Annotated in this window: 9 protein-coding genes; 4 read left to right on the top strand and 5 right to left on the bottom strand. The window is 59.4% G+C overall.

Translation table 11 applies throughout. The annotated features are described in order from the left end of the window. Window positions 1–17: 17 nt before the first annotated feature. The 4 genes from NL532_RS12085 to NL532_RS12070 form a co-directional block, all read right to left on the bottom strand. A complete protein-coding gene (locus NL532_RS12085; RefSeq protein WP_031251132.1) occupies window positions 18–842 on the bottom strand; it encodes a FecR family protein in 825 nt (274 codons plus the stop codon). After that, window positions 839–2,113 (bottom strand): tetratricopeptide repeat protein, encoded by a 1,275-nt coding sequence (locus NL532_RS12080; protein ID WP_023754494.1) that lies wholly within the window; start codon window positions 2,111–2,113, stop codon window positions 839–841. The genes NL532_RS12085 and NL532_RS12080 overlap by 4 nt, the downstream gene beginning before the upstream one ends. A gap of 474 nt (window positions 2,114–2,587) precedes the next feature. Beyond that, the gene (locus NL532_RS12075) at window positions 2,588–3,775 is read right to left on the bottom strand and encodes a magnesium transporter (RefSeq protein ID WP_023736095.1); all 1,188 of its coding nucleotides are present in this window, start codon (window positions 3,773–3,775) and stop codon (window positions 2,588–2,590) included. Between the two features lie 503 nt (window positions 3,776–4,278). After that, window positions 4,279–4,995 carry a pentapeptide repeat-containing protein gene (locus NL532_RS12070; RefSeq protein WP_023687777.1) on the bottom strand — a complete coding sequence of 239 codons (717 nt, stop codon included), beginning with the start codon at window positions 4,993–4,995 and terminating at the stop codon, window positions 4,279–4,281. A 1,444-nt stretch (window positions 4,996–6,439) separates the two neighbouring features. Between NL532_RS12070 and NL532_RS12065 the strand changes: the two genes are divergently transcribed. The 4 genes from NL532_RS12065 to NL532_RS12050 are packed head-to-tail and all read left to right on the top strand — an operon-like array spanning window position 6,440 to window position 12,022. Continuing rightward, window positions 6,440–7,888, top strand: coding sequence for a TolC family protein (locus NL532_RS12065; protein ID WP_031203151.1), 1,449 nt, complete (start codon window positions 6,440–6,442; stop codon window positions 7,886–7,888). A gap of 37 nt (window positions 7,889–7,925) precedes the next feature. Continuing rightward, window positions 7,926–10,058: a type I secretion system permease/ATPase gene (locus NL532_RS12060; protein ID WP_023691465.1), complete on the top strand. Its 2,133-nt coding sequence runs from the start codon at window positions 7,926–7,928 to the stop codon at window positions 10,056–10,058. 43 nt (window positions 10,059–10,101) lie between these two features. Continuing rightward, window positions 10,102–11,391: an HlyD family type I secretion periplasmic adaptor subunit gene (locus NL532_RS12055; protein ID WP_023667951.1), complete on the top strand. Its 1,290-nt coding sequence runs from the start codon at window positions 10,102–10,104 to the stop codon at window positions 11,389–11,391. Next, window positions 11,381–12,022, top strand: coding sequence for a ribbon-helix-helix domain-containing protein (locus NL532_RS12050; RefSeq protein ID WP_023829118.1), 642 nt, complete (start codon window positions 11,381–11,383; stop codon window positions 12,020–12,022). Before NL532_RS12055 ends, NL532_RS12050 begins: the two co-directional genes overlap by 11 nt. Window positions 12,023–12,107: 85 nt before the next feature. On the opposite strand, the gene NL532_RS12045 is transcribed toward NL532_RS12050, so the two are convergent. Beyond that, on the bottom strand, window positions 12,108–13,046 hold the full coding sequence (locus tag NL532_RS12045; protein WP_023687774.1) for a transglutaminase-like cysteine peptidase: 939 nt from the start codon (window positions 13,044–13,046) through the stop codon (window positions 12,108–12,110). Window positions 13,047–13,084 lie beyond the last annotated feature (38 nt).

Below are 13,084 nucleotides of genomic sequence, written 5' to 3'. Positions count from 1 at the left end.
ATCTCGTGCAGCCAGGCCTAATCGCAGTTGTAGTAGTAGCAGCAACCCTCACCCTCACACTCGCCCCGCCGCCCCCCGCTGCCCGCAGGTGGCGTTGGGCTGTCAGGGAATTCCATGACCACTCCTGGCAGTGCGCCGTCCCTGGACCCGCAGACTTTGAGCGAGGAGCCTAGAGCGGACGCACAAATTGCGCTTACGTCCAACCCAGGACCCGGTGCGCCCGGCAGGCCAGTTCCCGCTATCCGGTCGATACTGTCCAAGATCGGGAAGGCGTCGATGCCGCCGTAGCCGGCCAGAAGCTTGCCATCGTCCGACGTGCAGGCGTAGCCCGGGTTCGTGATGACCAGCCGTTTGCCATTGATCGTGCAGGTCATACGGCCGGCGCGCAATATGCCGACGGTCTGGCCGGCTGCCACCAGCACTTCGATGATGCCGCCTCTCGCTCCGAGCACCATGTGCGGCGTCGCAACCTGCATGACGCCCCCTTTCGAAACCTGGCCGCCATAAAAACGGGCCAGGCCGCTGTTCATCCCGATGTCGATCTTTCCCGACCCGGAGCCCGGATTGTAGACGAACTCATCGATCGTCAGGCTGGTGTTTGGACCAATCTTGGCGCTCGATTCATCCCGGAACACCAGCATTCCGAGACCGGTGGGATTGCTGCGCAACTGGTCGCCGAGTTCGACGCCGGCGCCAACGTTCATCGTCCCGCCGTTATTGCGGACGATGATGGTCTGATAGGCCGTCATCGACCCGACCGTCTCAGCAGCGGATGGTGCCGCGAAGGCGAGGCAGGCGATAAAAACGACGATCTGATGATACCTCATCGCGGCCTCTTTCAATTGAGCGTCAACGTATAGCTCATGAGCATTTCGAACGATTTTCGGTCGCGGTTGGCGAGGGCGAAGTTGGTTTTGCGGTAGGCGAGATCGACGCTGATCTTCTGCGCTTCCGTCAGCTGAAAATCGCTTTCCGAGGCAATGCGCCAGAAGTCGCTCTTGATATTTGTGCCGATGCCGACGGACAGATCGGGAGTGTCGCTGTGGCCGGCCGATAAGGCGATCTGGTGCGACCATGCGAAAAAATCCGGTACGTTCATCAACAGGCCGCCATAGCGGACCTCGCCCGTATAGCTGCGGCTGATTTCGCCCGATCCGGAAGCGAAGTCATTCGAGCCGACAAAGCGCAAGCCGAGCGCCTGGCCATTGAGGAAGCGGTAGCTGCCGCCTGCCTCATAGAAGACCCTGCTATCCGCGAAAATGCCTTGCGAGGCGCTTAGATCGATGTAGCCGCCACCGGCGAAGAGCGTCGTCTCGACCGTCGGGCGAACGACGAAACGTCCACTGAGGCCGATGCCGGTTTCGTAAATGTCGCTGTCGAAACGATCCGTAACGGTAAACGCGGAAAGCAGCAGGCGCAGCGAATCGATCCCGCTGTTGGGCAGTCCCTTGTCCCAGGTAATCGCTGCGTTGCCGTGGATAAAAGTCTTCTCGCCACCCGGAACCGACAGGTCTTCCGTGAAAAGACGCTCAGTCGCGGTCAACGACCCCGAAAGAACGAGCGCGTCGGCACTTGGCGTGCCGAGGTCCCACCGCACAAAACCTTCCGCCTGCCCGTAAGGCGAGACGAAGCTGTCGTCGTCTTGCGCCCCGCCTGGCTCAAAATCGGTGAATGCGCTGAATACGCCGCCGGTCAGGGCGAGTTCCCAGGTGACGCCACGCAACGCGCGCTCGATGCGGGCGAGCAGGCGAACAGCTTCCTGTTGCTCACTTGCGGTCAGACCCCCGACTTCGATGCCGTACTGCACCTGCCGCCGGGCCAATTCATAGGACCCGACATGGTAATACAACCGGCTGGCCGCAAGCCGGGCGCGCGCATCGCGGGGGTACTGGATCAGATACTGCTCGATCGAGGAGATCGCCTGATCGTATTGCCCAGCGTTGACCGCAACCGTGACGAATTGGGCGAGCGTTCCATTGTCGGCCGGACTGGCGATGCGGGCCGCAAACGCATCGTCATAGGCCCCAAAAAGACCTTGTGCGCCGGCCGGCAACACGCCGGCACAAAGCAGCGCTGCGGCGAAGCCGAAGATCGTTCGAAACGAAGATTGCATGCCGAGAACCCACCCCAAACCCGACTAGTGCGAGGGATTTAGCACGACTGCAAGAAAAAGGCGACTGAACGGTCGCCGGACTTATGCGAGTCCTCAGCAGCTGTTGCAGCTGCGCAACAAGATATCGGGTTTATTCCTATTTCGGCTGCGCTGATTGTCAAAAACTCTTCTCAACATTGCTGCACGTGATTGAAGTATTTGGCCCAAGGCTTAACAAAATCAAATCTCATCAGTAGTGGATCGCACAGCCGACAAGATTAATATTGGGTGGGCGATCCTGCGTATCTGGTCACCAGGCTTCAAGGTCACCACGGCTTCTCCAAAGGCCTTCCGTCGCGTTTCGCAAGGGACGGAGAGCTGCCGGAGGTGCTTCTCACGAGGCGTGTGCGATTCGGCCCGGGTCTTGCAATTTCTTTGAACGCGAGGTCAGCTCATTGCCTCAACGCCCAGGGACGCGTCACCGCACGCAGCTTGCTACAGCACGAGCATGGTGGCCAGCCCCAGCATCAGGCCCATGCCTACAATATCGGTCACGGTGGTGAGGAAGATCGCCGAGGCGACCGCCGGATCGGCGCCTACCCGGCGCAGGCCCAACGGGATCAGCACGCCGGAGATGCCGGACATGAGGCACGATCCGGACATGGCAAGCAGGATCACAAGTGCCAGCATCGGCGCCTGCGCCGCCGACGCCGGTTGCCTCGAGGCATAGAACCACATCGCCGCAGCCGCAACAACGCCGACGAGCACGCCGTTGGCGGCCGCGAGCGCGCCCTCTCTCATCACCAAGTGCAGCTTCGGTCGTTTGTCCACATCCCCCAGGGCAAGGCCACGCAGCGTCATAGCCAGTGCCTGGCAGCCGGTGTTTCCGCTCTGCCCGGCCAAGACCGGGAGAAACGCCGCCAGAGCGACGATCTTCTCGATCGTGCCTGTGAACGAACTGACCACGAATGCGGCCATGAAGGCCGTCAGGAGATTCAACTGCAGCCACGGATGACGCTTCAGGAAGGCTGAAAACAGCGGCGTAAAAGAGCGCTCCTCCTTCTGGAGGCCTACCATCTGGCCAGACTGGGCGGAAATCTCGATGATTTGCTGCTCGAACAATCGCCAGCCGCGAACCTGCCCGAGCAGCCGGTTCTCCGCATCCACCACCGGATAGACAGGATAGTGACGCCGTACCGCCGCCTTGCATGCGTTACTCAAAGAGAGACCGACATCAAGAGCGAACGGCCTGGGCAGCATGATGTGATCGACAATCGCGTCGGGTTCGCTCAGCATCAGATCGCGCAGGACCGCCAGGCCAACCAGTCTATTGCCCTCGTCCGTGACGTAGAGATAAGTGAGCTCGGTCGGCACCTGGGCGCCTCTGACAGCTTCCACCGCGGCAGCAACCGTCGTCCCGACAGGAACGCTGGCGGGGATCGGGTCCATCACGTCGACGAGCGACTCGGGGATCGCGAAACCCATCTCACCGTCATGAGAGCTGATGGGCCGCATATGCAGTGGCAAATGCTCGGCCACCTTACGGGCGTGCCCGTCCGGCAACAGCTTTAGTGTGTCGCGGATGAACTCGGGAGACTCTCTAGCGAGCAATTCAGCTGCGTCATCAGGTGCTCGAGCACGCAGCGTGCGCACCAACTTCTGAACGCCGGTCTCTTCGTTCATTTGCTATGGCCCCCAATTGGAAAGTGAAAAAGTTGTGAAGTATCGGATCGCACCGGGGCGGAAATACGACAGCTTCTTCCGGCCCCAGCAGTCCGCTTTGTGGTTGTCGCAAGCGCCGCCTGCACACTCCTAGCTTGAGAAGGCAAAGCAGACGTCTACATTTTGGGCGTGCCTTCGGTCAGGTCAGCATGGGAGTGTCCGCGCTACTTCCCTCGCTTTTCAATCTTTAGATTTGGGAGGTCGGGTCGCTTGGATACCACACCGGCCTCCTTCAAGGCTGTGTATCCAACCTTTTTGAGGAGCTTCTCTGTTTTGGCGCGCTCCTTGTCCAGAGCGGTATCACCTTTGACCTTGGGCATCCGTCCTCCATTTGGTCGTTGTCGTTCGCCGGTAAATGAGATTGCCGGAAATGTCCCGCAGTGTCGTGCTTTGACCCGCGGTCGAGGACTGAATTGAGGCGCTTTGCCGCCCGGCAGCCTTTGGGCGGGAAGCGGACGGGCGGGCTATTCCTGCTGGAATTGACAGGGCCAATCTTCTGGCCTCGTCATGCCAGAAGGCAACTCGGTCCGGGCGTCTCCACAAGCCATGTTGAGCTGCCACTGGGACAGACCCGCCGAATTGGATAGATCGAGGCCCTCGATACGGGTCAGAAAGAAAAAAGCGCCGTCAAAGTCTATCGGTGCGGTGAACTTCGCTCCTCGGAAATCCGCCCGCGCGAGATTGGCAAACGAAAAGTGGCTGCCGCTGATATCGGCGTCATGGAACTGTGCACGCCCCAATTCCGCCTTTGTGAAATCAACATTGACCAGATTGGCGTTCTGGAAATTCGAGCGCTGCACTTCCGCGCCCGTAAACACAGCGCCCTGCGCGTCCATCTGGCTGAAGTCGGTCCTGTACGCCTCGATTTTGTCGAACCGGGCGCCTTTGGCGGTCGAGCCGGCCAGGGAAGCGCGCACAAGCGTTGCCTTCTCAAAATTTGCCGCAAGGAGATTGCTGTTCCTGAGGTCGGTCGAAGTGAAATCAACACCGAACAGGTTTGCCCCGCTCAGGTCCTGTCCTTCCAGGATGAGAAGCTTTTTGTCACACTCCTGCCAATTGACGCCAGGCGTCGCGGCTGCGTAGCAATCTTGAGCGGCGGTGGCGTTTTGCCAAGCCAATACAGTGCAAACCGCCAGAACCAAGCCGGATCCGCCGTAAGCTCTGGTTCGTCTCAAAGTCATTGTTGCTGGACCCTCTGCTACTCGTCGACAATCAGCCTTACCACATCTGCTGACACTCGAGCCACGGTAACGACCGCCGTCACAGTTGCGCATCAACGATCCGCCGATAGCCAGCGGCAGCTTGCGAAATTATCGAGAGGTGGGGAAAAGCTTTGACGGTAGAGTGCTTTTTCGCGGATGCGATCACAAAACAAAGAGTTCGGCGTAAGCCGTGAGTTATTGGTGGGCCCGGAGGGCGAACGGAAATTGTTGATTTTGCTGGATTTTGGTGGGCCAAAATCTGAAAGGTCCCGTATCATCCCGTATGCTCCCGCGACCCCAAACTGCCGACCATAGCTGACCTCGTTTTGCAAACGTTGGGAGACAGGGTCCAGAACGGCGGAAATGGGGACGATTGCAGATCGGCAGCTGTGGCAACAGCGCGCGACCAGCTGACGGTCTAGCGCCTCGATATGGCCGATGAGACTTGGGAAGTAACAAACAAGCGGCAGCTTGCAGGCAGTTGTGATCGGTGGAATGGATTTACGAGTCGAGGCGCCGGACCAGGACCGGCTCACTTGCCTCGAAGTTCAGCCTGTTGGAATGGCGCGGAGGAACGAGTAGTGGTATCTAACGAGCCGGCGGCCCTCGATGTTTGACCGCGCTCGTCCTGCAACTCTCGTATGTCGTCCCGCAAAGTGGTGGCGCAACCGACCACTTCGTTCCGCATTGTTTAAACAGCGTATGACTCAATTCCAGTCAGATTTTTTTCTGAGCTGCGAAAAGGCGGACACTAACCGTCAAAAAAATTGCGCTTTTGATTTTAACGGAAAATCGCCGCAAGAACTATTTTGAGGTTTCACCAGCTATCGGGTTCACTGGAGCGATTTTTGGACCTTGCGGCATTCGATGGCCTACAGAACCGCCTCAAAAAGTACCGTCACCTCTTCGGTTGACCGAGTCGTTGATCGGCCGTCATATGAGCCCTATGCTGGCACGCTGGCCAGTGAAGCAGTTGTCGGCCTTTATTCGCCGGCTCAGGGATTTATGCCCACGCTTCAGGTCGAAGAAAGACCGGGGTGTCGGTTCCAGGCTCTGGCAAGCGGGCTAAGATTATCCTGCCGATTGTAGCCGCCAACCAAGATGTTGTCGGTCACCTCGCTGAAAAAATACACCCAGAAATAGTCAAGCTATCAGGAGCAAATAGGTCGTAAGGTGGCCTTGCGGTCCTCCTTCCCGGAGCGGTTTCGCTTGCCTGTTCAAACTCGGACGGCTGTTACTCAAAAACCGCAGTGGGTATTTTATGTGCCATTTTTGCGACATTCTATAGAATTTTGCTTGAATTTAGCGTTTTAGCGGTCACTAAATCAATAAGTGCTCCCATATTTTGCAAATTTGTGAACAATCACGGTTGAGTTGTAACGCCTGGCAATAATGGCGCAGGGGAACGTTGGGGTGGGGTGAAATGAATACGACATCTATGTCGGCGATAGGCAAGCGCCTCGGCCTGCTGACGACGGTCGCCATATTGAGTTGTGGGAATGCTCACGCGCTCACTCTCCAGGAGGCGATGGCGGTTGCGGTGGAGTCCAACCCCGAAATTGGCCAAGCGATCGAAAACCGCGAAGCAATCGAATTCGAGCTACGCCAAGCGAAGGGACTTTATCTTCCCAGCGTCGATGTCGAGGCGTCGGCGGGGGTTCGTCGTCTCGACAATTCCTCCCGGCGTTCGCTGTCCATAGAGGATGACGCGCTCTATCCGTCGGAAGCCGATGTCGTTGTCACGCAGACGCTTTATGACAGCGGCGCAAGGCGGGCGGAACTGAACCGTCAGGCGTCGCGGGTCGACGGCGCATCGTTCCGGGTGCTGGAACGGTCTGAATTCATTGGACTGTCTGTCGTCCAGGACTATCTCGAATACATGCTGCAGGCTTCGATCGTTTCGGAAGCGAAGAAGAATCTGGGCTTTCACCAGGCAATCCTCGGCGACATCCGGCAAGGTATTGCAGGGGGCGCGTTGAACGAGGCTGATCGCCAGCAGGCCGAGGAGCGGCTGTTCGCTGCCAAGGCACGTATGCAGGAGGCGACCGAAGAACTGGAGGCTTCCAAGATACGGTTCTTCAAGACGGTCGGTAAGCCGCTGACCAACGCGTCAAGGCCGAGCGATGTCTCGAGCGCGCTGCCAAGGTCGCTCGACGACGCGCTAGGGCTGGCGCGACAGAACAATCCGCGCGTCCACATGGCCAACAGCGATATCGACGCCGCCGCCTCCCTGGTGGATGCGGCGCGGGCGAAATTCGGGCCCTCCGTCATCGCCGAAGGCCGCGCCCGCGGCGGCTATGACATCGACGGCGACGATGGCGACGCTAGCGACCTGCAGGCGCGGCTGGTGCTGCGCTGGAACCTCTATCGCGGCGGCATCGACAAAGCCAACGAGCAAGAGCAGGTCCGCCGCACCAGCGAGCAGCGCCTTGTGCTGCACCAGGTTCTGCGCGAGATCGAGGAAGCCGTCCGTACGTCATGGGATCGCCGCTTCCGGCAGGCCGATCTGGCAAAGACATTGAAGCTTCAGGCTGCCGCCAACGAAAGGCTGGTGGCGTCCTATCGCGAGCAGTTCAAGGTCGGACAGCGCTCGCTGCTCGACGTGCTCGACGCGCAGAACACGCGGTTCAACACAGCTACGCTTGCCGACACCGCATCCTACGCGTCGCTTTTCGCGCAGTACCGGCTGCTGGCGGCAACCGGGCAGTTGCTGAAGACCATGAATCTTCAGCCGGCAAAACAGGCCACCGCCTATGCCAAGGCCGAGTTCAATGCGCCTGAAACGGCCGACACCGAAACCTATGCGCGCACGCCGTCGGAGCAGACGAACGATCTGCCTTTCGACATCCTCGCACCGGTAAGAAAGAAGTAGGAAGGTCAAGGACGAACGATAGTCCTGCGGGCCAATCGTGAACCCACAACCCAAAATCCTCTCCCCAAAAGAGGCGTTCAAGGCCTGCTTCTCCGCTGTTGCCGGGTACCTCGGCAGGCCGAGTTCCGAGACCGTGCTGTTTGCCGGCGTGCCGCTGTCAGACACCCGCATCGATATCGACGCCATCCGGCATCTTGCCGAACGCATCGGTCTTGAAATCACGGAATTCAGCCATCGCGACTTTCTTCGCGGACGCATCGACCTTCCCGCCATTCTGTTTCGCGTCAGCCAGTTGCCTGTAGCGCTGCTTGCCCAGACCGAGGACGGTGGATTTACGACCGCTCCCCAGGAAGACGGCCGCACGACAATCAGCAAATCCGAGTTTTCCGGAAGTTATATTAGTGGCGGCGTTTCCTTCTCGATAACCTATGCCAACGCAGTAGAGGCGATGAGCGTCGGTTCGGCGGCCAAGATCGAGCGGCGACATTGGCTGACCGGCACGATGGGGCCGTTCTGGCGCACCTATTCGAAGGTCATCCTGTCGGCGGTATTCATCAATCTGCTGGCTCTTGCCTCACCGATCTTCACCATGAACGTCTACGACAGGATCTTGCCGAACAAGGCGATATCGACTCTCTGGGTGCTGTCGATCGGGATCGGCGCGGTCATTCTGTTCGACCTGCTCTTGAAGACCGCCAGAGCGTCACTGATCGACTATGCCGGGCGCAAGGCCGATCTTCGCATCTCCTATATGCTTTTCGAGAAGGTGCTGAACTCGTCCTTGTCGGCAAGGCCCGGCTCAACCGGCGAATATGCAAATCGGGTGACCCAGTACGAGTTCGTGCGCGAGTTTTTCACGTCGAACACCATCAGCGTCTTCATCGACACAGCCTTCGTCTTCGTCTTTCTTCTTGTCATCTATGCGATAGGCGGTTGGCTGGTCGTCATACCGGCCATTGCCTTTGTCGCCTCGGTGATCGTCGGGCTGATCACGCAACGGCGCATCGGCAAACGCGTTGCCGCTTCCATGAACGAGGCTTCGCAGCGCCAGGCCCTGCTGGTGGAATCCATCTCCACGCTGGAAACGATCAAATCGCTACGCGCAGAGGCGTACCTTCTGCGAAAATGGGCGGAGCATTCCAAGAACGCATCCAATACGTCCGAGAAGATCAAACAGCTTTCGGCTGCCGCCGGCAACATAACCCAAGCCATCCAGCAGATGGTCACCGTCGCTTTGATCGTGGCCGGCGCCTATGCCTTTTCGGAAGGGCATGTCTCGACCGGCGCCATCATCGGCACCGTCATGCTGGCAGGCCGGGCGGTGGCCCCGCTTGGGCAGATTGCGATCACCTTGTCCAGACTTCGCCAGGCGATGCTGTCCCTGCGAATGGTGAATTCGATCATGGCGCAGCCTGAGGATCGGCCGGACACGGTTGGTTTCGTCAACCGCCCCATTCGCAACGGTGCAATGGCATTCAGGAATGTCGGCTTTGTCTACCCGGGTTCCGAAAACGAAGTGCTGACCGGCCTGAATTTCTCGGTGAAGCCCGGTGAGCGGATTGGCATCATCGGCCGCATAGGCTCGGGAAAGACGACCATGGGGAGGCTGATCGGCAGGCTTTTCCTGCCGACCTCCGGCGAGCTGCTGCTGGACGGCATCGACATCCGCCAATACCACCCATCGGAGGTTCGCGCCGCGGTCGGGATCGTCGCGCAAGCCAACGATCTATTTTCCGGCACCATCAAGGAAAATCTCCTGATGGCGTGCCCGGAGGCGACCGATGAGCAGATCGTCGAGGCGGCCAAGGCTGCCGGCGTCGACGACTTCGTCTCCCGCCATCCGCGAGGCTACGACATGAATGTCGGCGAGCGCGGCACCAATCTCTCGGGCGGTCAGAGGCAGACAATGGCAATTGCCCGCCTGTTGCTGACCAAACCGAAAATCGTGTTCCTGGACGAGCCGTCCGGCTCGATGGATCTGGCTTCCGAGCGCCAGCTGATCAAGCAGCTCAAAGTGGCTTTCGATCGCAACACGACCCTGATCGTATCGACGCACCGCTTCAGCATGCTCGAGCTGGCCGACCGCCTGATTGTCATCGAGCAGGGCAAGATCGTTGCCGATGGACCGAAAGACCAAGTGATACAAGCGCTGCAGAAAACAAGCGCCTGACGAACAGAATTATGCGTGAACACAGCACGTTGGGACGTGGTAAATGCTAGCCAGGGAAGACCGTCCGCCGCTTTTTGCGTCGGCTTCGATATTCATTATCGGAGCGCTTTTTGCGAGTTCGGTAGCCTGGGCATCCTTCGCCGAGGTCGATGAAATCGCACGCGGCGACGGCAAGATCATACCGGCGTCGAAGACCCAGATCATCCAGGCCAGCGAGCCGGGCGTGGTTCAGGAAATCGCCGTGACGATCGGTCAGGTCGTCAAGAAGAATGACCTCATCATTCGTCTCGACAACACCTTCAACACTTCCAGCCTTGGCGAGCAGCAGGCCAAGGCGCGGGCGCTGCAGACGCGCATTGCACGGCTCCAATTCGAACAGACCGGCAGCCTCGAGGGCGCGTTTCCCTGTCCGTCCGAGATCCAGAAGGTGGCGCCGGAAATCTGCGACAACGAGCAGAAGCTGCTAATCGCGCGGCGCGACAACTTCGAAGTCAAACTGTCGGTTCTCAAGTCGCGGCTCGATCAGCGTGAGAAGGAACTCGACGAAGCCAACGCCAATGCCGATCGCCTCACCAAGAACCTGGCCGTCAGCGACCAGGAGGCGAAGCTGGTCGAAGCGATGGTCAAAAAAGGCCTGATGGCGCGAACCGAGCAGCTCCGCGTCGAGCGCGAGCAGACCGAGCTCAATGGTCAGCTGACGCTTGCCGGAGAGACCATCAAGAAAGCCAGGTCTGCCATCACGGAAGCCAAGCTTCAGGTCGACGAACTTGGCCTGCAGCTGCAACAGGAAGCGCTCAGCGATCTGACGCAGGCGCTGGCCGATCTCTCGGTGGTGGACGAGACGATACGCGGTGCCACCGACAAGGTGGCGCGTACCGATATCCGTTCGCCTGTCGATGGTATCGTCAACACGCTTGACATCAACACGGTCGGCGCCTTCGTCCAGCCCGGCGCGGTCGTCGCGGGTATCGTGCCGACGTCCGAGACCCTGCTGGTCGAAGCCCGGGTCTCACCGCGGGACGTCGCCTTCATCCGGCCGGGCCAGGATGCCCTGATCAAGGTGACCGCCTATGACTTCTCGATCTTCGGCGGCATCGAAGGCAAGGTGTCGAACATCACTGCCGACAGCCTTGTCGACCAGAAGACCGGCGAACCGTACTATCAGGTGCGTGTCGCCACCGACAAATCGACCCTGACACGCGACGGCAAGACCTATTCGATCATCCCCGGCATGATCTGTTCGGTCGACATCAAGACCGGACGCAAAACGATTCTCACCTACCTTCTGAAACCAATCAACAAGGCGCGGGAGGAGGCAATGAGTGAGCGATAGTGCGATCGCCCGCCCGGTCGATCGCGACCGGCTGCTGCCACCGCTGGCGAGTGAGGATTTCGGTCTCGAGTTCCGGGTTGTGGCGCGTGGCGGCATGCGCCGCGGCATTCGTCTGGAACGGGCGTTCTGGACATCGCTGAAGCAGATGGCGGAAAGCCGCAAATGCACGATCGGCACACTGATCGAGGAAATTGCAGAGAGCCACGCCAACGCCGGAAACCTGACATCGGCAATTCGCGTAGCCTGCATGCGTGGATTGGCCGACCAAAACCTCACCTTGCAGAGGCTCGCGTCGATCAAGACCATCAGCGCCATTCTCGTCGCCTGTCCCTCGCCGGCCTTTGCCCTGGCATCGTCGAAGAAGATCCTGACCTTCAATGCGCCGTTCCAGCAACTGGTGCGGCGGCAATTGCCGGTGGCGCCGAACGAGGACGCGCGCCAGGATCTCAAGCTGGCGCTGGACCTCAATGTCGCCGACATATTCGCTAGGCTCGACGCCAATGGCGAGACGCCGGTCGCGACCGGTTTCGTCATAGGCGCCGGCGACCGCCGCTACCGCGGTCAACTGAGCGCGGTGCGGGCGCCGGTGGTCGAGCCGGAACTGCTGATGGCGTTCGTCTTCGGCGGCTAGAGCAATTCCGGGAAAAGTGTGAGCGGTTTCCGTGGAAAATTGCGTCAAACAAGAGATAGAGCGCTCAAGACTCTCTGATGGGAGCTTACGGCTGCACACCTTCACCAGGCGCGACCGTCGAAAGGCCGCCCTTGATATCGGCTATTTGAGCAGAACCGGTCTTCGCGCCATGGATCCACGCGCGATCGGTGCTGAACGAATACAGCGGCACGTAGGTCGGCAGGTCTGTGTCGCGGGAAACTACATTGCTCAAACTGTCGAGAATGAAGACGCCGCTGCCGGTGCTGACCGACAGCACGGCATGAAAGAAACCGCGCTTGCGATCCTGCAAGACGACCAGCGACATGCTCTGCGCCGGGATGCCTGCATGCAGCAGCGCGGCCATCTTGAGGATGGCGAAATCCTCGCAGTCCCCTGCCCGCCGCTCAAGGATTTCCCGGGGCTTGGCCCAGTAGTCGAGCTTGCCGTAAACCACGCTGTCCTTCTTGTAGGCGATGGCGCGATTTATACTTGAGTTGACGAAGGACAACTTGTCGATGAAGCGCTTGTTCCCGGCTGCCTTGACTATCTCGGCAAAGGCGCTGTTCTTGCGTTCGCACGCGCTGCTCGCGGTACAGTCGACAATTGCCTTGTAGACCGGCGCCCAGCGCGCCGAAACCGGGAAATTGCGCATCGACAGGGCAACAGAACCGAACACGCCGGGAATGATCGCCGCCGTCTGGATCAGGTCGATCCCGGCGGCGGGCGGCGCGATCGAAGAACCACGCTTTTCATCAACGGCAACAGAGCTGCTGAAAATCATGCCGATCCGGTAGGCTGAAACCGGCTGCCATGGCTGCGGCCGAGCCAGCGAAACGCCGCCGAGACTGGAAGGGGTTTCGACCGCCGCCAGAACTCCAGCGGCAGCGCCGGCATTCACGGTAATTGCTTTCGCGGATGATGGCTGCGGCAGGCTTGTGATCGCCATTGCCAGCAGGATGAGCCTGAGCCCGGTTATTCCCAGGGCAGATTTTTCTTTTTTCATAACGCCCACCTCTTGACTGTGGACGGTACCAATCTTGT

It is taken from the genome of Mesorhizobium sp. C120A, from assembly GCF_030323105.1.
Lineage (GTDB): Bacteria > Pseudomonadota > Alphaproteobacteria > Rhizobiales > Rhizobiaceae > Mesorhizobium.
This window is presented reverse-complemented; position numbering and strand designations above follow the sequence as displayed.

Coding starts and splice junctions, on each gene's coding strand:
- NL532_RS12080 (WP_023754494.1), bottom strand. CDS start 2,113: ATGCAATCTTCGTTTCGAACGATCTTCGGCTTCGCCGCAGCGCTGCTT.
- NL532_RS12070 (WP_023687777.1), bottom strand. CDS start 4,995: ATGACTTTGAGACGAACCAGAGCTTACGGCGGATCCGGCTTGGTTCTG.
- NL532_RS12045 (WP_023687774.1), bottom strand. CDS start 13,046: ATGAAAAAAGAAAAATCTGCCCTGGGAATAACCGGGCTCAGGCTCATC.
- NL532_RS12075 (WP_023736095.1), bottom strand. CDS start 3,775: ATGAACGAAGAGACCGGCGTTCAGAAGTTGGTGCGCACGCTGCGTGCT.
- NL532_RS12065 (WP_031203151.1), top strand. CDS start 6,440: ATGAATACGACATCTATGTCGGCGATAGGCAAGCGCCTCGGCCTGCTG.
- NL532_RS12055 (WP_023667951.1), top strand. CDS start 10,102: ATGCTAGCCAGGGAAGACCGTCCGCCGCTTTTTGCGTCGGCTTCGATA.